General features: G+C 58.3%; 10 protein-coding genes and 3 pseudogenes. 2 read left to right on the top strand and 11 right to left on the bottom strand.

The annotated features are described in order from the left end of the window. Positions 1–48: 48 nt before the first annotated feature. The 7 genes and pseudogenes from AAGS40_RS29980 to AAGS40_RS29950 all read right to left on the bottom strand — a co-directional run bounded on the left by AAGS40_RS29980 (position 49) and on the right by AAGS40_RS29950 (position 11,564). A complete protein-coding gene (locus tag AAGS40_RS29980) occupies positions 49–1,491 on the bottom strand; it encodes an ISNCY family transposase (protein WP_345817839.1) in 1,443 nt (480 codons plus the stop codon). Between the two features lie 510 nt (positions 1,492–2,001). Continuing rightward, positions 2,002–2,328, bottom strand: a complete 327-nt coding sequence (locus AAGS40_RS29975) for an H-NS histone family protein (RefSeq protein ID WP_345817644.1) — start codon at positions 2,326–2,328, stop codon at positions 2,002–2,004. Between the two features lie 541 nt (positions 2,329–2,869). Next, positions 2,870–3,333: pseudogene (locus AAGS40_RS29970) on the bottom strand (RES family NAD+ phosphorylase). Beyond that, positions 3,333–3,698: pseudogene (locus tag AAGS40_RS29965) on the bottom strand (antitoxin Xre/MbcA/ParS toxin-binding domain-containing protein); the annotation flags it as partial. The pseudogenes AAGS40_RS29970 and AAGS40_RS29965, both read right to left, overlap by 1 nt. Positions 3,699–4,549: 851 nt before the next feature. After that, positions 4,550–5,956, bottom strand: coding sequence for a CocE/NonD family hydrolase (locus tag AAGS40_RS29960; protein ID WP_345817643.1), 1,407 nt, complete (start codon positions 5,954–5,956; stop codon positions 4,550–4,552). Between the two features lie 1,208 nt (positions 5,957–7,164). Beyond that, positions 7,165–7,458 (bottom strand): hypothetical protein, encoded by a 294-nt coding sequence (locus AAGS40_RS29955; protein ID WP_345817642.1) that lies wholly within the window; start codon positions 7,456–7,458, stop codon positions 7,165–7,167. A gap of 2,357 nt (positions 7,459–9,815) precedes the next feature. After that, on the bottom strand, positions 9,816–11,564 hold the full coding sequence (locus tag AAGS40_RS29950; RefSeq protein WP_345817641.1) for an ATP-binding protein: 1,749 nt from the start codon (positions 11,562–11,564) through the stop codon (positions 9,816–9,818). 1,116 nt (positions 11,565–12,680) lie between these two features. Here AAGS40_RS29950 and AAGS40_RS29945 point away from each other — a divergent pair. After that, positions 12,681–12,848: a hypothetical protein gene (locus tag AAGS40_RS29945; protein ID WP_345817640.1), complete on the top strand. Its 168-nt coding sequence runs from the start codon at positions 12,681–12,683 to the stop codon at positions 12,846–12,848. Positions 12,849–13,679: 831 nt separating this feature from the next. Further along, positions 13,680–14,008: pseudogene (locus tag AAGS40_RS29940) on the top strand (integrase); the annotation flags it as partial. Between the two features lie 1,006 nt (positions 14,009–15,014). Here the strand turns inward: AAGS40_RS29940 and AAGS40_RS29935 are convergent. The 4 genes from AAGS40_RS29935 to AAGS40_RS29920 all read right to left on the bottom strand — a co-directional run bounded on the left by AAGS40_RS29935 (position 15,015) and on the right by AAGS40_RS29920 (position 20,442). Next, positions 15,015–15,902, bottom strand: a complete 888-nt coding sequence (locus AAGS40_RS29935; RefSeq protein ID WP_345817639.1) for a peptidyl-prolyl cis-trans isomerase — start codon at positions 15,900–15,902, stop codon at positions 15,015–15,017. A gap of 12 nt (positions 15,903–15,914) precedes the next feature. After that, positions 15,915–17,729 carry a ShlB/FhaC/HecB family hemolysin secretion/activation protein gene (locus tag AAGS40_RS29930; RefSeq protein WP_345817828.1) on the bottom strand — a complete coding sequence of 605 codons (1,815 nt, stop codon included), beginning with the start codon at positions 17,727–17,729 and terminating at the stop codon, positions 15,915–15,917. Further along, on the bottom strand, positions 17,729–19,756 hold the full coding sequence (locus AAGS40_RS29925) for a filamentous hemagglutinin N-terminal domain-containing protein (RefSeq protein WP_345817827.1): 2,028 nt from the start codon (positions 19,754–19,756) through the stop codon (positions 17,729–17,731). The genes AAGS40_RS29930 and AAGS40_RS29925 overlap by 1 nt, the downstream gene beginning before the upstream one ends. Positions 19,757–19,998: 242 nt before the next feature. Continuing rightward, positions 19,999–20,442 carry a DUF2846 domain-containing protein gene (locus AAGS40_RS29920; RefSeq protein WP_345817826.1) on the bottom strand — a complete coding sequence of 148 codons (444 nt, stop codon included), beginning with the start codon at positions 20,440–20,442 and terminating at the stop codon, positions 19,999–20,001. Between the last annotated feature and the right edge of the window lie 1,362 nt (positions 20,443–21,804).

The following is a 21,804-nucleotide window of genomic DNA, read 5'->3' as shown; positions in this document are numbered from 1 at the left end:
AGCTCTGACAACACGTGTCGAGGCCAGATTGAAATGTCGGGGTCTGCGCTAAATTGAAATGTCGGGTTTTGCGGCGTTTTTTCTGATGTTCCTGGGGTGGGCGGCGCAGCCGCCCACCCCCCGTTCTTCACGTTTTTTGACGCTTACCTCATGCACGGCCTGAGTGACATCCGCTAACGTGATCGCCCGCTGTTTCTTCAGGCCCACCAGCGCTTTCTTCGCCCGGACGTCCTCGCCAGTATGGGTGCGTGAAGGCGAGCCCGAAACGCGCCGGTCATCGCGCTGCGCCTGCACCATCCGCGCGACTTGCAGCGCCGCAGACAGCCGCTTGTTCTCCACCTCTGCGCCCTGATCAATCCGCGTAATCCGGTCATACTCGCGATACGGCAAGACGCGGCCAGAGGCCTGAATCTTGATCGCACCATCCGGGTATTCGACCACTTCAATGTACTCGTGGATGAGACGCCGGTTGGCCTCGGTGTCCTGCAACAGGTACATCACCCGGTCGTACTGCACCGTCAGCGCATTGGAGACCTTGCGCGCCACGCGATAGGCCAGGATCTGCTTCAGGTCCTCGTCGTCACGCAGCGGCCGATGCGCGTTGTGGTCGCTCTTCGGCGGCTTGCCAAAGCGCCGGTTGAAGTCCGCGATGAAGGAGGGCGCATACGCATTGGCCGCTTCGCGCGTACTGATGTTACGCAACCTCAGTTCCTTGACGAGCCGGTCCTGCAACGTCAGATTGGCTCGCTCGACACGCCCCTTGGCCTGGCTCGTGTTCGCACAGAACGCCTCGATATTGAGCTGGTACAGGGCGCGACCGAACTGTGTGACGCCTTTGCCGGCCGTGCTTGCACGGTCCTTGACGTAGAACACGCTGAACTTGTCGCTATAGAACGCGACCGGTTTGCCATGCGCCACCAGATACTTCGCCAGTGCCTCGAAATAGCTGAAGGTCGACTCGGTCGCCGTGAAGTGCAGGGTCATCAGCCGGCCAGTCGCATCGTCAATGAACACCAGCAGCGTGCACGCGGGCGCGCGTTCCTCGAACCAGCGGTGATCGCTGCCGTCAATCTGGATCAGTTCACCCAGACACGCACGACGGTTTCGGGGCTGGTAAACCTTGGCTGGACGATCCCTGCGACGAATCCACAGACCAGCGGCCATCATCAGCACACGCACCGTCTCGACCGACAGACCGATGCCGTGACATTCCCGAAGCTTCTCGCACGCCAGTGTCGGCCCGAAATCCGCGTAGCGCTCACGAATGATCGCCAGCGCGCGTCGCGCCACGCCATCAGACAACTGATGGTTGCCCGGTCGCCCGCGTTTGCCCGACACCAGTCCCGCAACGCCCGCGGCCTGATAGCGCTGCACCAGGCGCTCGACCTGCCGCACGCTCAGCGCAAGGCGCTCCGCTGCCTGACCTGGCTTCAGACGCCGCTCGCAAACGGCCTGTACCACCTTCAAGCGGTCCAGCTCGGTCATCGACATGGTGATCTTCCCAGTTGCGTTCATGGCCAGCGCTCCTTAAGGCATGCTGGCCACCAGCCTGAACCCGCAAACACGACATTTCAATTTAGCGGAAACACGACATCTGAACTTTGGACTAACAACACGATGGTTGATAATTAACATTATGTTAAATAGCGCAGGATGCTGCTATTGGTTTGACTCTCGCCGAATCACTTCTGCTCACAACAACCCGAAGCCGTTTGCGGAGAAAGTGATATCGCTCGACACCGTTTGCCAGGCGACTCTCGTTTGGCCGGCACCGCCAATTCAATGCCGTCATCCTTCCATAAGCCGCGAGCTTGCCTAGGCAGGACGAATCGCCATGGCGCAGCCACTAGGGTGGTTCAAGCGGCAGAATACAGGTGGGACCACCTAAAATCGGTACATCACGGAGGCGAGCGTCTGGACCCTTGAAAAGGCCTGAAGCGTAGATGGCTTGCGGTTCACCCAGGTAACCGCCAATAATGACGCCATCAACGAATATGCACGCTAGTTTTTGACGCTTTCTTCCTCGCCAGAACGATGCGACTCCTGAGGGACAATCAGGAACTCTTTTGATTCCTTGCCCACCAGCCAGTGGGGGCGCGCCCCTCTACCAGTCCATGTCTGCCCGGTTTCCGGGTTCAGGTATCGGGCTGGCGCCGACGATCTTCCACGCTTGCGTCCAACAAGTTCGCTTGGTTTGATACCGAATTCCTGCATCTGCGAGCGGATCTCTGCAATAACCCGACAACGTTCGAGACGCCGGACACGTTCTATTTCACTATCGAGTTCGGCAAGTTGCCTTACAAGCTTTGAGTAGGTGTTCCTTTCCATTGATTACACGATGCAGCGGTAGCCAACTATCATATCGTCAGGGATGCGTCTTGGAGCCCGATGGCGGCGCCGGGCAATCCGTCCGATGCTTTGCACACCGCATCAAGCCCGTCTTTAACTCCCATCATCATACAGTCCGGAGTGTCCGTTGGGCGAGCAAGCGATCATATCGAATTGAAATCTCTGGTGCCCGGCAAGTTTAAGTTGCACGGACAACCATACTGCCCGGCTGTGCCCCCCCGGGCGAAGCATTGCCGCGACAACCTATTCGGCGCTGCCGGCAGCCGACATCCTGCTCTGGCGAGGACATTGCATGCTGCTGCAGTCAATGCCTCAACATTACTTATACCAAATCGTCAGGGCAGCTATAAATCCTGGCAGCCGTGTCGATTGGCACCAGACATGCAAATTACACGAAGACGCTCAATGGCCTTTGCGTGTGGCGATTGCGAACTGAACCGAAAGCAATGTCTATGTTACTTCCACTAAAGGCCAAAGCGTCGAGGCGAGGCTAGCCGGCCACCATGGCAATCTGGCCGTGTCAGCCCTTTGGTTTCACAAAGAAACCTTTATCCCACACCACAGTTTGCGGCTCGGTCACCACAATCCGCGTCGCGTCGGGGTGTTCAGGATTAACGAGCACGTTTAATTCCGTACGGACCACGACGGAAGGCTCCATCAGGAGAGCAGTACTCAACCCGGTCAGCCAGGCGTCGCCGAACTCCCTTTCCGCCTGCAGTGCTGGCGCATCCCATCTCACCGACAACAATCCGGCCGAATGGGGTTTGACACAAATATCGCCGCGAAAGCTGCTTCAACCTAGCCTTGTGTCATCGGTACCTTGCCGATGCGGGCAAGCACGAGAACCTTGAGCATCGCACAGGCAAAGGTCGACGCGGCGTAGATGACCGGTCGCCCCGGGCCGTTGAAGCGGCCGCCCGCCAGCATCGCGCCGGTGCCGCTCCGGACCGTATGTCGAGTGCCGGCGATTCGAAACAATTCCACGCCGGCAACCCATAAAACAGTTTCCAGAGTAGCTCTTCGACCCGGCGCGCGCCGAGTTCGGTCAGCGCAACATCGAGTGGCGCCCGCACTTGAAGCTCCGGGTGCGGCGTCGACAGGCATTCCCGCGCGTCGTCTTCGTCGTTCCAGACGTAAGCCGTCGTCGCGACGATCCTGGCCAGCCGCTCAGTCTTTTCTGATCCGTCTGGCGTCAGCCGATCGCGACGCCGCTTATAACTCGCTTCGGTAATGATGCGGGCAAATAAAGCACGCCGGGCCTCAGCGCCTAGCGTTGCATGTTCGACGCCCGCGCACAGCGCGCATTTGGGCAGTCCGTCGCGGACAGGTGCTTCGAGGTCCGCGACCATGTGCGGGACCTGCCGCCAGCCCTTCTCCCCTGAGAAATTGTGACCGCTCAAACCGAAGATATGGGCGAATCCGGGATTTTTTGTAGCGGCCTCCAGTAGAAATTGAAATCTTTCCGGCCTAATAATTCTAGGATTCCGAATTAAACTTTGCGAACTTCAGCTATGAAAAGTTTCACTGGCTGGATGACCGGTCCTTTCAACGTCCGTCGGTCCGAGTGATTTTTGAACGTGCAACCGAGCGAACGGACCAAAGCTGGCTACTTCCAGGAGGTCCGCGGCGAACGTCGTATTTCGTCAGCTGGCGTTTGCGTGTGCGCTTCGGAAGGAGTCATTCTCGGATGACCTTAATATGGTCTCGGCATAGTCAACCGATAACGCGGACCTCGCATCTGATTCATTCATCCGTCTGATCTCTCTCACCCGCCAGCACACACAGCTGCCATCGGGGAGTCTTCGCCACTCCTATACGACCATTGCGGCGACGCCACCTGCGAGCGGACGAGGCGCCGACGTATTGCGATATTCCCGGCACCGGGACGCACCTCGTCAATCCTGACGACCGATATAACCAGCAGAAGCGAGCCGGTTATAGTCGGTCATTGCCCAGAACCGTGTTATCAAAATTCGTTCTTGACCATAAGAAGCACCGGCGTCTATCTGCTGCAGGCCCTCGATACGTGATCGGCTAGCGACGGCACCTGGCACAGCTGGTTCACTTTAAGCCTTGGCCATTCTTTCGGCTACCTCGCCATGAAGTCAGTCATTGACTCGCGCCCTCGTTTCATGGCCCCGCGGAGTGCCGCCGTTTAACCAGGGCGGCCTGGAGACGCACGCGCCACGGTTGGCGAAGCTTATTTTCCTGAACTCCACACAACATCACCGTCTACTGCGTAGAGGCGGCAGTTCTGGTGGAGTTGACTGCAATGAGCGAGAGCATATGCGACGGGGTCGGCGCCTAACGAAGCGCCATCTGCACCTCCGTCGGGTGCCACGACAAACGCACGGGGTCGTCTCATCTGCAAAAACTGCCTGTAGACGGCGCGGCTATCGCTACTCAGATAAGGGACCGCGTCGACATCCGCAAGAGCTGCGAAATGCGTCGGGGGTGGCACGGGGGTCGGCCGAGTCCATACGACGTCGTTGTCTACGGCGTACAGCCGACAGCCTGGCCCGTGTTCTGCGCACAGCTTCAACGACTGCGCGCCTGGATCAAATCCGCCCATTGCCGAGGCGGCGCCGTTTGGTCCGACGGCAAATGCTCTTGGCAGGGCCGTATTGAGGAACTTCCGGTAATATGCCCGCCCTGCCCCATCGAGATACGGGAGTGCCTCAACGTCGGTTATATCGGCATAATGACTTGGGGGCGGGACATGTGACGGCATGTATGCGGGATAAGTTTCGACATTGGGCAAGCCAACCCGTGCAAGAAAGCTGTCTACCGCGGGCACCCATAGCCGCAGCCCGTTGCGCGCACTGAGCAGCTGATGCGAATCAGCGCCGAACGCTCCGTATGCAACCAGCTCGGCGGGACCTCCAGCCGCCGTATAGGCGGCATACATCGCGTGCCACAGCGATGTTTCGAATACCTGATCATTGTCCCCGAAGAACCAGATCGAAGGTGTCGTCGTCGCCTTTCCATAATAGGCAGCAGCTTTCGTCAATGCATCTGCCGGATCCGCACAACTCACCGGCTTCATGCCACCGGCGAAGCTGATCAACCCTCTTACTCCCGGCACATTGAGCGTGCCAAGCGCCAGTGTGTTCCATCCCCCAAAGCTCTGCCCTGCAACGATGATCCGCGATCCATCGATGTCGGGCCTTTGCTTGAGGTTCTCGATGACTGCGCGAATATCGCGCGCCGCTTCAAGGCCGATGCCAACGTCGTCGCAATCTGTACCGACCAGCATGCCCGCTGATCCCGCATAACCTCGCATCATTGGGAGCGCTACCGCGTATCCCCGCGACAGGAAATACCAGGCAGAGAACGTCAGGCGGTATCGCGGCTGCTGCGACGGGGGGACGTCCCCCGTCGCGCCGTGGTTCATCACAGCGAGCGGGAAAGGACCGGGCCCCGGAGGCGTAAAGAGTGTCACCTGCAACAGAGCTGGTGGGGCTGGCTCACCAGGTATTACTAGCACCTGCTCGCGCAAAAGCGACGCGTCAGGCGTATTCGGATCGTCGCCTGCAAACGTATGACCCACGACCAACGTCAGGAAGATCAGCAGGATCGGTCGAAGGTGCAAAGTCGTGTGTCTCATGCTGTTCCAGACCATTGCCGTGGAATACGTGCGAGGACGAGGCTTCCGATACCGCCGGCAAGGCGCGCACACGCCCTCTCGCTATCAGCGATCGGATACGCAGCGCCCTGTATCAGCGAGCGTGATTAAGAGTCTGGCCTTCGATGACGCTGCCACCAGATTTCTTACGTGATCGGGGCGACGATTCGGACATCCCTTGCTGCGGCGTGCGGCACCTCACCTGTCAGTCTTTTAACGAATGCAAGTTCGCGACCCACACCTGAATGATGTATGGTTCCGTGCGTGCAAGCAACAGCACTTGGTCCATGAGAGTCAGTCGGGACCCCTTCTTAAAAAAATCTAACTGCCAGTACCGTATCAAAGAGAGCATGTCATGCACGTCGAAGATAATCAACGAAAGAGACATTATTAAATCGATGCAGGAGAATGCATAGTCCAGCCAGAACCGTAAGTGCCCGGTCATACAGTCGCTCACCTTCTGCGCCGAATCCCCTCCGGAAGCCGGCGTCTATGGGGAAGGCTTGCCAAACTTGCCGGAGCTGACATAAGTCGGTCCTTGCCACCACAGAATACGCGAAAGGCCTCCGGCAACACCGGGAGCGATATGGAAAATTACCTATCCCCAAAGGACGCAGCGCGAAAGTCTGGCGACTTCATTGGCCAACGAGGTCGATGTCGCGGAGCGGCCCGCTGTGCAGAAAGGGCGGCCGCATTTAACGAAAACGAAGCGCAAGCGATCGGAAGCAATGTTGCTAGGTGCAGCAACCATCACATCGATTGCCGCCTGCAAGTGGCATATCAAACACACCGGGACGAAGCGGACATCATCGCCGCGAATATTCATGACGATCAATGCACCGGCTACCCACGCCAGCAATCGTCGGACTTCGCAGGTTCATAGTTGGAGTCGAAGATCTGTGGAAGCAGCGCTCTCGCCTTTTGACGCTTTGACTGGTCTTTGGGCTGCCTAACCTGGACAGCCTTCCCTGGCCCTTAACCATTTGCTCGCGTCCAGTGCAATTGCCGCCCTGCCTGTCCGGAATTGACCGAATCGGTTGTCAGCCCGATGAAAAGATTATCAGAATCCTGTGAAAAAAATGGCTGTGCCGTTGTCTGACAAGTTGAGTCCGTGTGTTCTGTAGCTAGCGCAATCAAATAACACTACAGTCCGCTTCTACGCCGTTGCCCGCACGGATCAACAGGTGCCATTAGTCCCTCGATCCATCGTCCGCCTGCATCAGGCAAATCAAAGTTCGAAACAGCCCGAATGCGACGGCTACCGGGGTTGCTAATGGCCACGCGACGGCCTTCAGTAGCACCATACCCGCCTCCGGCTCCACGCCAGAAGACCGCAGCATCTTGCGCCGGCCAACTGACTGCACGTAGAGAAATACTCCCATGACATACATCAGTTCGGCGAGCCCCGAGACGCTTGAATCAAGCTCGGCAAAACAGAGGCAGGTGATACCCATGAATAGCGCGAGTGCACACAACGTTGACATGTCCCCGTCCTTCTGAGCGGAGCGTTCCGACGCTTTCGCAATCGCGTCCGACAACTTGTCTCACACAACTAAAGCAGACGGTTCAAAAGAGCACGGCCGGGATACTTCCGCAGCATCGCTACACGTCTTCGATCAAGGTATTTCCGCGATCGCCAAGCTTAAGCTAAGCGGTTTGATCGGGGCGACGGCACTGCCGGTAAGGTGAACGCGCTTCAAAGGCCTGTCGATCAATCAGACACCCGACTGCGTCAGCGGCAGCTTCGTCGTCACACCCCAGGACGGGAGATTGTGCTTGCTCATAAGGTCTCTCGCGGAAAATGGAATCAAGGCAAGTCTAAGCCTCGAAATCAGCGCTTCTGTTATGTTCTATGATCTGTCCATAGCCCAGAAGGGCGCATGGATGGTACGAAGAGGAAATGAGGGGGAGAAAGAAGAAGCCCTCGCGTGACTCTTCCCGGTCTGTTCTTCCAGGTTTTACGGCGGGAATTTGCTCGTATCTCGCGGAGCGTTCACCTTCGCCGACAGGTGCGGCTGACAGCAGGAAATGGCCTGAACGGGTAGCATACCGATCGTTCACGGATAATGGCTGCCAAATGAGCATTGGCACTATCCCCGCTCCCATGCCGTCTCAAATCAAATGCGGCAGCTTTGCCGGCAGTATGGATCGCGCTGCCGAAGAGCCGTCGATTCAAGTATCGTATGCGGGTCGCTAAAGTTGGGATGAACGCTGCACTCAGATGATCCAGACCGGTTGCTGATCAAGCATCGCCTGGTTTTACGAATGGGACCGGCGGGCGGACCATCGCATACATTGCTGCGGTTATGACAGGATCGGCTCGAGGCCAGTCACTGGGGAGTGGTAAAGGAAGAGCCGATTCGCCCTCACCAAGCTTGTAAAGTCGCTGGTTCGAGGAAGTGACGGCGCAAATATGGATCCGGCGCGCCGTACGAAGTTGCGATAGCGCGCTACGGACCTTGTCGAGGTTTCCTCCGACCGCACGATGTATTTCCGAAGTGGTCAGCGGTTTGTCGGCCGTTAGCACCTGCTCAATCAGTGCAGTGAAAAACTCGGGTATATGTCGCTTCGACATGGCAGCAAGAGAGCCCGCTCAGCGAGCAATGGATAACGTTCAGGCGTTAATTGATGTATCGCCAACTGGCGACTTGCAGCCGATTGGCCTTTTCATACCACATGATGTCACTTCGTTTATTGCATGTATGTGATCGATTGTGATGACATCGTATTCGGATCGCGTCGAGCGAACTGCTCGTCCTTGACTGGTAAATGAGGCAGTACAGTTGCAAGGATTCGGTGTGGCAATTGCCTGAGCTGTTGATGTTCGCTGCGGGTACCTTTTGCGATACCTGTTGATTCGCTCTCTTGCGGATTGGATACGGTCCAGTTTGACGGCGCCCGTAAGCAGATTGCCAGGCAGCCTCAGAGGTAGCCATCTGCATACCGATCTTGACTGGATGTCGCTATTGGACGGTTGAGCGCGGCCCGCTCAGCTCAGACAGCGTTGTCAAGGTGATAGGCGACGACTCACGGCAACAGTTCGACGACGCGGTTGACAGGATCTATGGACGATGCGGGCAGTAATCAGGCTTCGGGTGAGGCTTCGGAATCAGGACCGTCCAGTTTGGCCGCACTAACCGGAGTGTGGTGAACGGCTGAGCAATCGCCGTTGCGGTTTGAGCCGAAGTAGAGGGAGCGAAGTAGAGGGAGCTTACCCGGCCCCGAGCGATTGCACGGGAAACACATTTGGCTGTGTTGTTGCCGGTGTCCACGGGGCCACCTTTGAAATGCCGCGTACGCGCCTGATCCTGTCTGACACATGTTCGTTCTTCCGGTAGTTTGCCATGAATCGGGACGGGAATTGCGTGCAGTTCGCCCACCCGATGCAACGCTTCGGTGCTGACTTCGGTTACGCGTGCGACAGACTGATGCCGGATGGGCAACGCGGGTGCGCGATGCACGCATGCCTCACGCACATCACCAATCCTGTAATCCGTGCTGTACTCCATGAACGTGCTGGCCCACAATGTTTCCCTGAATGCCTTTAGGGGGACTGCGGATGTTTATCGACCCTGTGAGCCGAATGCAAGCCTGACGGCTGATGCGTTGTTTCAGAAAGCCGGCTGGTCATCCCTGGAGCATCCTCGGGATGCGCGATACGGCTCGGCCCATGTCGCGGCTCAAGTACAGGTATCGAAGTAACATCCGCGTGGATCGCCGATGGGGTCCTTACGTTCCAACTCGGTGCCGAGATTTGCCTGAGAAATGCAGGTAGCAAGCGACGGAAATATCCGGAACAGGAGAATCGTGTGTGCCAGGCGCCTACCCTGCCTGGATTAGACTAATCACCCCCCTTTTTTGTTGATGACATAAGGTCGAGAAGCACCGCAATCACACGATTGCGTCCGAGTGGCTTTGTCAGATATCCAGTGAATCCCGCTTCAGTTGCCTGATTCATATGTTTTTCAGTCGCTAACGCGGTTGTGGCGAATACCGGTGTGAGAATATTCCGTGCACGTAGCCAGCGGACAAACTGAATTCCGTCCTCACCGGGCATGTTGATGTCCGAGAAAATGACATCAACACTGCGACCGGCAAGCAACTGGCGCGCCTTGGATGCACAATCCGCAGTGATCACATACATACCTAGACTTGCAAGTAACTCCTGCATCGCCTCGAGCGAATCCGGCTCGTCTTCTACTACAAGCACACTGCGCCCGCGCAGCGCACCGGCAGCAGGCTCGGACGAAGTAGCAGCGCTCAGCTTCGTGTCGTCCGGCTCAGGGGATCCAAGAGGCAGCGTAATAATGAGCGTGGCACCTAACGCGTTACCTTCGCTCCTGGCGACAATGGAGCCTCCATGCAAATCGATCAGTCCGCGAGAGATGGCGAGGCCTAGCCCTAGTCCTCCGTGACGACGCGTCATCGAGGTGTCAACTTGCGAGAACATGTCGAAAATGCTTTCGAGTCTGTCTGCCGGGATCCCCTCCCCCGTATCGCTGACTTCTACAACAATCTGTTCGCTCACGACAGCCTGGCTGACATTAATCTTGCCGCCTGCGGGCGTATGTTTCAGCGCATTGCCTAGCACATTGGAAAAGACCTGTCGCAGGCGGAGTTCGTCGCCTGGCACCACAATCTCCCCTTGATACGTAAAGTTGACGCCAACATTTTTTGCCGCTGCGAGAGGCGCCAAAGCCTCTACCTCTCCGCCGAGGACAGAGGTCAGTGATAGCGGACGCAGATCGAGGCGCATTTTGCTTGCAGCAATTCGTGTTGCGTCCAGCAGATCATCGACAAGGCGCACCTGGGTCAGTATGTTTCGCTTCACCACTTCGATACAGCGGCTGACGAACGCCCGATCATTGGACTGCCGCTCAAGTAGGTCAGTCCACATCTGTATCGCGTTGAGGGGAGTCCTGAGCTCGTGGGATACCATAGAAATGAACGTATCCTTAAGTTCGCTCTGCTGCTCGGCCTCAGCACGTCGCAGCTGCTCGCGCAGTAGCAACTGATCGCGCTCGAACTGAACGCGTTTCTGCTCGCTGATATCAATCGTGACCCCGTCGAACCGCACTGCAATGCCGGCTTCGGAATACTTGACCGCGCCCTTTGCGCGGATCCATCTGATCTCACCTGCTGGCGAAACAACGCGGTATTCAACGTCATAAGGCGTTCCAGAAGTCACGGTCGCTTCTACCGCTGCATGCGTGTGAAGCCTGTCGTCCGGATGGAGACGGGAGTAGAAGGCATCAATGTGGATATCCGTTTCCTCCGGCATCCAGAAGTGCGCGCGGCATTGCGCATTCCAATGAATAGGCCCAAGCGGTAGCGGCGCGTGGAAAGTACCGACGCCAGCGGCTTCCACCGCCGACAGAAGGCGGTCGGCGGTCTCAATTAGCTGACGATGCGCTCCTTCGCCGAGCGGACGCCGGAACCAACGTGAGGCCCAAACGGTCGGAGGCTGGATTGGCCGGCCGGCAAGCGGCATAGCGGGAGCCTGATAAAGGACCCGCGACTCAGGATCCCCGGTGACGGGAGCCACAACCGCGGCGCCAAGGCCCCCGCGTTCCAGGATACGCGGCTTCAATGTTCGTCCTGTTTCACGAAGTGCCCATCCTAGTTCGGCCGAAGACGGTAGCCATTGCGGATGGCCAAGTTCCTGAGGCAATCGCCAGGCAGGGACGCCCACAGGGACAATATCGAGTCCGACAGCCCTCACGAGTTCCAACGCACAATTGAAAAAAAGGATGGGACCCGCTCGCCAGCCTGCCGTCTTTCTGTTGCTCATAAGCTCCATCAGCGATCCATAGTCAAGATGTACTTTCCCGCTTCCATAACGACGGTGCCGCAGTTCCACGCTCAAGACCAGTGCAATCACAGCCAGGATTGCGGGGTGGCGATTAGCTATGCAGCGATCGGCGCGCGCGATGCCAGGTCTGCGAAAGCTTAAGTAACATCGCGCCGTGCAAATTATCTATATTCATTTACGGTCTTCAGAAGCGGCGCAAACGCTGCTTCCTGCATCAATCAATGTCGCAGCCTGCCCAGTTGGAGAAATGATTCTCTGGCGTGAACGCGAAGCACCACCGACGGTTGTAAAGTACCTGGACGTACTGCTCAAGCAACCCGGCCGCACGGAATAGAACGGAGGTAAGTGGGTGCTTTCCCATGCCGAAGTTGCCTGTCCAGGATTTGTTATTGACTTCGGACGCGTATCGCTATAACCGCTACTACAGCACATAGCCGGTGCAGGACCCTCTGTAGGAGTGAATTTGCCTACGACCCTTCTCTATGGGATGCCAACAACCCGCGCAATTTGCCCCCGCGCTTGCTGCATATGCTTCTAGCCGGGTATACACTGCATCTCCGTGGTCTTGAAGACCGTCATACTTCCCGCCGCGCGCGACGAAATTGCAAGCACATGCATGACGTTCACAATGCCGGACTATTCCTTGTCCAGGAATACGGCGGTCCCTGAACCGATGTGAGCGACAGGTTGCTGTCGAACTGCTTCTTCCGCATCGCGTAGCTCAACTTTTCTGATCGCGTTGGCGGTCGCATTCACTTTCGTAACTGATCGCCTGCCGCTGTCACATCAGCCAGACCTGAGCCTGCGCCGGATAAAATTCGGAAACTGATCGTTCAGGCGAGGGACAAGAGAAATCAATTAGTCTGCATGCCTCAGCAACACCGGCGACACTGATTGACCAATGCGATCGGGGATGAACAGGAAAAGGCGACGGCGGCGCAGAATAAAACATTAATGACCGGGCGCCCAATGCTGGCTTGGTTCACGGCGGTGCCCTTTCTGGCGCGTCGATTACGTGAACCGCCGGAACTGGATCTCTTCTCAAGATCAAGGCCCCTTTAATACCTTTGGCAACGACAAGGCAATGCCGGCGAAGGACTCGGCGGCAGTAGTTCTAGCGGGTTGGTCGTAGGAGTATATTGGTTGCGGAGACGACCACAGAATATGCCGGGGCATTCAATCCTGTTCACCTGTGGCGCCATCTCCAGCACCTCATGCGCTCCACGTTCGCAACAGTCTGAAACGGTAGAGATCAAATCGGCTTCGCAACAGGCCAACGCTGTCGTCTTAATGGAACATGTTGCCCCGACGTTGCATTCCCGCGCGTCAGCGACATTGTTTAAAGAGCAATGCGCCGTGGTGTCTTCCGCGCGTTTGCGCCGGATTCTAGAATACCTGGACTTGCAGTAATTGTGATTTTTTATGAATCCATGTACTGGGCCGGCGTGCGGCAGCAGTTTTACTGGCTTGGCAAGAAAGTGGGGTTTGGGGTCAACCGGGTGGTATGCGGCTGGCTTATCGACCGCTCTCTCGTTATCGACTGCAGATCGCTCGTTGGCCGCCATGCCCGACGGAACGGAGCCGTGCCACTGTGCTGTCGATGATCGCCGGCGGAGGCGTTGCAGAGCCACTCCGGCGAACGTTTTCCCGGGCCGTCTCAGGTTTGCGTGCGTCGCGGCCGGCACATGCACCGGTACTCTCGCGAGTTGTCCGTGATACAGCGTCAGATGGCTTCCCCGCATACACTTTCCGCCTGAGGGATGCGCTACCCGTCGTTAAATGGTGCTCGCGTTCCGATGTGCTGGAGAGCTAACGGCCGGGGCTTCCGGAATGGATCAGGGTCACGTCCTGCCATACGCTGTCTCCGTGACGGAGGTGGGACAGGTAGAAGGCTTGAGGAAGTCGGCCGCCACGCAGCGCGCTTACCAGAAAGAAGGCCAAAGGCTGATTCTCTGGGCAATATCGGGCGCGGGCGCGCACTGTCATCCCTGACGACGGTGAATGCGATCGCCTATTGCGCTTTTCTGCGGCACCCGGCACCCGGCACCGCGGAGACGCGGGTTGGCCCGGCGCGTCCCTGCTCATTGCGCAAACGACGCCCCCTTAATGTCAATCTTTCCGCGCGACTGGCCGCTCGTGCACGTTCCCTTCTCGGCGCACTGATTCGCTGGCTGGTTGAACAACGTTACGTCCTGGCTAACTCGCTTGCCGGCATCAAGGTGTCCTGTTAGATCACAGCAAGCTTATCCGATGTAGATCATCCGCCGCGCGCCGGTAAATTGAGACGAGTCGGTCCGGACCGGATGCGTCACACCATGTCGTTCATACACCTGGCAGCGGCGTGGAACTGACAAAATCGTTTGGGACAATCATTGCCACGCATCAATGGCGACGACATTGATCTACCTGCCAAGCGACGACGTGCAGCGGGCAACAGAGATCGCCCGGACGTTCTGATTATCGCTGAGGTGGTAGCCTCGGCCCATGGCCTGGGGACAAAGTTGCCCGACTCTCTGAAGTTGGGCACGGGGAGGTTGGGAAAGTACGTGGGGGTTCGAGACTGTTAGTTGCATATTATGAACGGAGTGAAGATTGGGTCCGGGTTGCGAAAGGTTGCCCTTGCCTCAAACCGCATCAGTCTCAACACTGCAGCGGCGGCATCGCAGCAAAGGTTAGGTGGCGTCGTGGCGTTGTTCACCGCATCGATGTCCCAATGTCGACGCTCAGCATCCGGTGAAAGGCAAGTCCTCACACGCGACTCGCGACGGACTTGACAGGGGCGTGTTGCTCGGCGCGCTACCTGCCTGTCAGGCTGGACGGTACGCTCCTGCAGGGATCCGGGTCGAGCGCCAGCTGAAAGCGCCGGAATCGCGGACGTAAGCGAGACATATTCACTCGAGGACAACAGCCGCTGCGCGGCCTCGAGGCGATCAAGCGGTTCCCAAACCAGGAAAATGAACGGGTTGAGCCGCTAGTACCGCAGCGGGTGCGTTCGCGGCGCACCCATCGGCCATCTGAACGCCCTGCCCTCGCATGGGTGGAACAGCAATCTGGCGCACAAGCCCCACCGGTTCGGAGCTGTCCACCGTAAGGAGGTGTGCTGCTGTAGCGGGAATGCGATGATCGCCTACGATTCCGGCTCACAGCTGGAATCCGTAAAGTCCACCGCACCGGCAGGACCATGCGCGACACGTGTACACAGATGCCGGATCCCGCTCTGCACGGTGATCACTGCTGGATCGTCGCGTCTTTGAGCAGCCTGCCGGTGAGCTGCACGGCCGCCTTCTGGAGCGCGAGCGCTTGCAACTGCTGGCGGATCGTATCCTTCGCCTGATCGAATCCTGGTACCTGCGTCGGCCGCTTTGCATCGAGTTTCACAATCACGCGCGGCGCGTTGTTTTCCGCACCAAGCCGGATTGCCACTGGCGTGACGCCACCCGGCGGCAGCAGGGTGATCGCCTGAGCGACCGGCAATGGCAGGCCTTGCGTTTTGCCTTCAGTCAAGGGGGTTTTCAAGCTCACCCACGGCAGCTCGCCGCCGCTGGCCCTGCCCTGAGCCGTGCTGTAGCGCCGGGCGAGCGCGTCGAAACTATTGCCCGCTTTGAGTTGTGCGAGCACCGTGTTCGCCGTCGCCTCATCCGACAATGCGATGAGGCGTGGCTTGTATTCTTCCTTGCCGAGCGCCGCGACGATCTCGTCGTAGCGCTCCCTCACCTGTGCGTCTGTCACGGGCTCGGGGCGGATGGTGTCCTTGAGGTAAAGCTGCGTTTCGGCGTTGGCCTTCGCGGCATTCGTAACGTCCTGCACTTCGGGCTTTTCGCCGTAGTGCGCCTTCTCGGCCTGCTGACGGAACAGTTCGCGCACGATCAGTTCCTGCCTGAGCGCCTTGCGGACCTTAGCGCTATCGGGCTGGCCGGATGCACGAACCAGCGCGTCAAGTTGCGTCTGCGCAATGTTGACGCCGTTGACCGTCGCCACCACACCCGGGGGCAGCGCAGCGGCCGGCGCCGAAGTGGAAATCGAAGCGGTTTGCGCCAATGCAGGCATCGCTGCGCCAAGGTAGATCACCGAGGCGGCAACGAACGTAATCCGGTTTGACGGGTGTCGAGTTCTCATCGAGATAATCTCCTAATAGTTCCAGTTAAGCGTGAATAGAAAAAGCGTGGCTATGGGCCCCAGCGAAACCGGTTGCGTCAGCGCACGACCGAGCATGGCTTCGGCCGAGAGCAGCTGCCGATGCCATTGCCATTGCGCGCGCAGGCCTGCGCCGGTGCCGACGAGCGACGGAAATCCGCCCACCGCGACGAGACTCGCCTTGCCCGCATCAAAGAACAGGTACGGCTCAATGCGGCCGTCATGCCACGACGGGACGTTCACCAGCGCAATCTCGTTGCGCGAATAAAACCCCCGGTCGCCCACGATCTCGCCAGACCGGAACCCGCGCACGGTATCCATCCCGCCGAGATAAAGCTGCTCGGAGCCGAACAGCGCCACATTCGTGAACTGGCCGCCGAGCACGCCGCGGTATGCGAACGCCGCCGGACCCACCGGGGTGCTCAGTACGGGCAGCGGTAGCGTAAAGGTTGCGGTCGCATCAAGCTTCGTGAACTGGCTGTGCGCATCGGCCTTTGCGATCCTCCCGGCGTCGTGAACCGCCTCGAACCACGGCAGGCCCTGCGATATGCCAGCATTGAGCGTCACATTGGCCGGCGTATCGTTCATGACAAATTTATGCAGCCACGTGCCGCCCGCGCGTAGCACCGCGATATGTTGCGGGTCCAGTTCGATATCGTTGACCTCGCGGTCAGTCCGCCGCCATGAAAGCGTTGTGTCGGAACTGACGGCGTCCGAACTCGTGTTAGCAAGCGCGTAGTTCCAGCCGAAGATGTGGCTGAGCGTGCGTCCATACATCACCGCCGTGGTCTCAACGAGTTGCTGATACTCCGAATCGGAGACTGTGTAGCTGAACGTGTGCCGTCCAAACGGCACGGCGATCGAGCCCACGACCGCATTACTGTCCAGGCTGTCGACGTAGCTGAGACTAATAGATTCCTGCAGCCCGATCAGGTTATCGGCTTCCACGCCCGCGCGATAGCGCATCACACCAGTGGCTTCGCTGCCATAGTTATCGGCACCGAGGGTGTAGTAGAGGCGATCGCCAGGCTGGTTGCTGATAGCGATCAGCGAGTCGCCGGGGCTCTGCCCGGGCAGGATCTGGACTTCTGCCTGATTGCGGCGCAGCCGGTTGACCTGCGATACGCCTTCGTTAAGATTTTCGAGTCTGAGCGGGTCGCCTGTCGAGCCGGGGAAGGCGTTTTCATATCCGGCGTCGGTGAGCCATCCCCCGCCCACCGATTTCTCGCCAGGCGCGAGCCGGTGCAGTGTTTCGCCATTGAGTGTGTAGCCGCCGACGCGGCCGACTTCGACCGTGATGGTGAGTGTGCCCGATCCGAGGTTTTGCGCCCCGAGGTACGCGCGCGTCGTGATATAGCCGGCTGACACGAACGCATCGGTGAGCCTTTGCAGGAGCACGTTGGTCCGCCGTGAGCCGATATCGTGATCAACGAAGGCCGACGTAATCGCATTTATCCGCGAGGGTGGCAGCACGGTATTGCCCTGCACGTCGATGTGGTGAATTCTGAAAACCGGACCGGTTTCGGCGATCTGGTCGACTGGCGTATCGGGCGGCACCTCGGCGGAGGTTCCCGGCGTCGACGGTGGCAGGGAGACGGTCGCCGGCGGCTGATTAAGTTTGCGTTGTGCGGCCTGCTCGCGCTGCTGGTCGATCAGCAGCTGGGCTGGGTCCTGAACCGGTCGAACCGGTACGGCAAAGGGCAGCGCCGGCGGCGTTTGCGCGAAGACAGGTGAAACGATCACCGCCAGCAGAATGATTTCCGCAGCGACCAGAACGGATATCCACCACATCGACTTTGGATTGGGCATCAGAAGCCAATCCAGGTAGTGAGACCCAGATGCTGGCCAAGCTGCACAGGCGTCGTGGCAGGCGAGCGAAGCGTTGTGATGCCGCCCGTCGCCGAGACGCCTTTCGCGCCGTTGATATAGCCACCGTTAATAATCGCGTCACCGGTGAGCAAGACCGATCCATCGGCCGTGAAGCCGCCGCCAACATCGGTCGCGATGATCTGGGCCCACGTGCTCCCAAAGAACGCCTTGAAGCCACGATCCTGATTGATGGCCGAAAAGCCGGTCACGCCGGTTGCATAGGTCGTCGGTGCCGTGACGTTGATATTGCCCTGCGCGAAAACATTGCCGCCGATGTTGCTCGCGGTTTTGCCCGCGGTAATCGAAATGTCGGTGCCAGATTGGATGGTGCCGCCGTACGGCGCGACATTGCTTGCCGCGCTCGAGTGGCAGAAGATCCAGCAGCTACGGGCGTAGCTCGCCTGTCCGGTAAAAACCGCTGCGTTGCTGAACGCGTTTTGCGCGGTGATCGTTATGCCCGCGTCGTTCGACTGGATGATGCCGCCGGAATTCCTGACGTTCTGACCGGAAATGCCCACCGGCCCGCCTGTCGATGCGATGTAGGCCAGTTGGGTCGGCTCGGTGACGGTACCGTAGTCGACGTTAAAGCCGCTCGACGTGTGGGTAAAGAAGATGAAGCTGCCGCCCGTGTTCGAGTATGCAACGGGAGCACCGCCGTTGGTGCCGCCAGTGTGGTCGATGACGTTCTGCACGTCGCCCTGCGCGGCGAGCGTTACTGCACCGTTGGCCAGAATGCGGGCGTTGTCGTTGGTGATATTGCCTCGCGCGGAAAGAGCCGTCGAGCCGTTCGCTGAAAAAATGATGCCGAGGTTAGCCGGCGTTGAGTCATTGACGATGTTGCCGCTTGCTGTCAGCGACACGTTTCCATCGGCCTTGGTGCCATCGGACGCAACCGAGCCAGCCTGGATCGCGCTGCCGGTATTCGAAATGTCGCCTGTACTCGTCAGATTCACGGAGCCGGTGTTTGCGGCCAGAAGCGTGGCGCCGTTGCCGTTGTCGCTGAGGGCGATGCCGTTCGCGCTGATGTTCACGTCGTTGGCAGCGTTCACCTGCGCATGCGTAAGCGCTACGGCCCCGGGCGTGCTGAGCTGGACGTCGTGTTCGGCAACGATGGAACCATCGGTCACACCGACATCGCCGTTAGCGAGAATGATTGCGTCACCCGCGTTTGCATAAAGCTTGCCGAAACTGCGTACGCCCGCGCCTTGGTCGTTCACGATCAGCTCGATGCGTCCGGCCGTGAGGCTGCCCAACGCGCTGATGTCCACCGCAAGCGCGGAGCTGGTCGAGCCCGGCGAGGTGCTGCTCGCCAGCCAGTCGTGTGTGTTGTCCGAGGGCGAAAAGCTGGTGTTGTAAGTGTTCGTGCTGTCGCCGACGATCGCACGGATGCCGCTGTTCGAACTGGTAAAGCTGTTCGTGACGGGGCCGTTGATGGCAAGCTGCTTCGCGATCAGGTCGAGGTTGATCAGCGTTCCGGTGAGGCCGCCGGGACCAATCGTAATCGTCCCCTGACTCGTCGTGAGCACGACGTTGCGCTGGGTTACGCCGGGCGCCGGTGTGAGGTCGTTGAACGAGACCTGCCCGGTCGAGAGCACGACGTGTCCGGCGTTGATGAAGCTCCCCCCGTCAATGGTGACGCCATTCGGATTCGCCAGGATGACGTTTGCGCGTGGACCGAGTACCGAAATGGCACCCTGAATCAGCGAGGGATTGGTGCTGGTGACCTGGTTGACGATCGTTCGCGCATTGATGCCGACGTTGTCCAGGTCCGCGCCCGCCGATGTGACATTGAATAACGAATAGGTGTTGTTTGAAACGCCACCGATCGCAGGGGCTATGTTCACGGTCTGGTGGCCATTCGACCTGGTTAATACAGAGGTAGCGGTGCCGCCGTCTGCAACGATGGCGGCACCGTCAGCTGCCGCGCCAAGAACCTCCAATAGCGAGCCGAGTACAATAGCGGTCATGAACCGTTGAGAAATATTCATCCAGCGTGAAGCCTGTCTGATTGTTAAGTCCCGCAATGAGCCATAGTCCGACAAAGCGGTGTTTCGTCGTTGCGCCGGTCTTAATGTTAAGAACCCCGTCTCCGCTAGTCACTGGCGACCCGGCTCAAAGACGTGGACCGGCGCATACGGCATTCCCAACAGATTAATACCGCCCGGCGCCTCGTTGATCTCAAGCCAGGCCTTATTGCTCTGAACCTTTTTCACTGTCGGCCCACATATTTGAGCGACTTCATATGCCCGGCCGCGGCTTCCGGAGTCTCCACAAAGGGACGGACGTGGCCAACGATGAATCCGGGAGTCACAGTGGTCCGCACATATTTTGTTTCACCTGCGGCAAGCGACAACGTGAGCGTGTTTTCCGCCTCCGTTCTCACTGACACCGTGTGCTCGCCCGCTGGTTCGTCAACATAGAAATACTGGCCTGTGACTGAACGGCCAACTGCAACGCCGTCGATATTGATGAGTGGACTAACTCCGGCACCAAGAAACGAGCTTTCCCGGAAAAAATATACCCGTCCATGGTTGGGCTGCAGCGTTGGTATGCCCGAGGCATCCATCTCTCTGAATTGCGGTCCTGATGCACAGCCGGCAGCCAATAGTGCGGTGCAGGTCGAGAGCAACACGGCGCGATATATTTTGGTCATACAGGTTTCCACCCGCTAGGGATCAGTCGGTTCGGCGACTAACTCTCGCCGCAGCCGAGTGCCGGAAAGATCAGTTAGAAAAAGCTGCGTTTTGAATAAAAGCCGTCGTGGCTCGGCGAGATGCAGCGCAATCAGTCGCTTAGCGCTTACCTAAGGCCGCCACCTCAGGGGGAACAGCGAACAGCGGCAATGGCCTGATCTAGCGAAAGCCCTCGCAGCGTAATAGCTATGCTGGCGCGCCGTGCGGTCCTTCATTCGAAACGCAACTCAGCTGAGCGCTGTGGAAATCGTTCGTGCGTGAAGGTCCGGCGGCTCAACGAAAGTCTTGACGCTATGTCAAATTTCCCAACCTCTGCATCGGCTCGGATTCGCATAAACCAGTCTTTACCACCGTCAGCGCACTCAATTCCTCAAGGTTCTCAAAAACCGGACGTCTCATGGAAGCCGCGCTGGTTTTCGATGCCGCAATTTTTCATTTCCTTGAATAGTGATCAGCGCTTCCTTTTACCGTATTCAGCCATGGGCTTGCCCACTGCTCATACCGCGCGCCACTCAACCCGAATGCCGAGAACTCACTATGTTCACTGGAATTCAAGAACCAACTTGCCTCCAGCACGGCCAACACAGCACGATCTCGCTCGTCGTCGCGTACCGGCTCGATAATTGAGTCATTCTGCCAAGTGCGTCGGGTGTTGCGACCTAGATGCCATGACTGGTTCTACCGCAATGAGATCGAGATTCTCGTAGGCGCTGGTCTAGCTAGGCAACAGGACGTCCGTCATGTTGTCAAGCAACTTCACCCTTAGGCTTGCGCCAGCCCGATATCCTAGGTAATTGGCCGTGCTACCGATATTGCCCCTCACCGATGAATGGTCTGGGACGGGGTGCTGCCGCAATCACCGCTATGATCCTCGGCGTCTTTGCACTTGAATCTGCACATCAACCTAAATTTTTTAGCAACCGTATATCCTGAGATTTAGAGGCAATTAGAAAGCAGCGGACAATTGAGTATCGAGCGAATCCTCCCGCGGCATGCGCTGCCCAACGATGCCCCTTCCGCCACTGGATGCCAGCGCCGTTGTTGCCTTGTCACCGTTCATTGCCCGCATCACGTTGCTGATTGCTTCTAGGCCGGTAGCGATTGCAGGGATATTAATCGGACAGACCGCAAGACCTTGCCGTGCCTTGCGCAACACGCCTGATAACGAATCTGCTTAAACGGTCTGCTAGGAATCACCGACGGCCTTGGTCGCCTAAGCGTTACGATCGAACCCTTAGGCTGTTCGTTGACGACTGGACAGTATTCCCAACGTAAGTGCGGCCGTCACGGCGCCCTGAATGCCAACTTCTCGGTGCAGTCCC

The organism is Paraburkholderia sp. PREW-6R (genome assembly GCF_039621805.1).
In the GTDB taxonomy this organism is placed as follows: Bacteria; Pseudomonadota; Gammaproteobacteria; order Burkholderiales; family Burkholderiaceae; genus Paraburkholderia.
This window is presented reverse-complemented; position numbering and strand designations above follow the sequence as displayed.

Bases quoted from the DNA above. Each gene is read 5' to 3' on its own strand.
- AAGS40_RS29975 (WP_345817644.1), bottom strand. From the start codon at position 2,328: ATGGAAAGGAACACCTACTCAAAGCTTGTAAGGCAACTTGCCGAACTC.
- AAGS40_RS29935 (WP_345817639.1), bottom strand. From the start codon at position 15,902: ATGAGAACTCGACACCCGTCAAACCGGATTACGTTCGTTGCCGCCTCG.
- AAGS40_RS29920 (WP_345817826.1), bottom strand. From the start codon at position 20,442: ATGACCAAAATATATCGCGCCGTGTTGCTCTCGACCTGCACCGCACTA.
- AAGS40_RS29930 (WP_345817828.1), bottom strand. From the start codon at position 17,729: ATGCCCAATCCAAAGTCGATGTGGTGGATATCCGTTCTGGTCGCTGCG.
- AAGS40_RS29960 (WP_345817643.1), bottom strand. From the start codon at position 5,956: ATGAGACACACGACTTTGCACCTTCGACCGATCCTGCTGATCTTCCTG.
- AAGS40_RS29955 (WP_345817642.1), bottom strand. From the start codon at position 7,458: ATGTCAACGTTGTGTGCACTCGCGCTATTCATGGGTATCACCTGCCTC.
- AAGS40_RS29925 (WP_345817827.1), bottom strand. From the start codon at position 19,756: ATGACCGCTATTGTACTCGGCTCGCTATTGGAGGTTCTTGGCGCGGCA.
- AAGS40_RS29980 (WP_345817839.1), bottom strand. From the start codon at position 1,491: ATGTCGATGACCGAGCTGGACCGCTTGAAGGTGGTACAGGCCGTTTGC.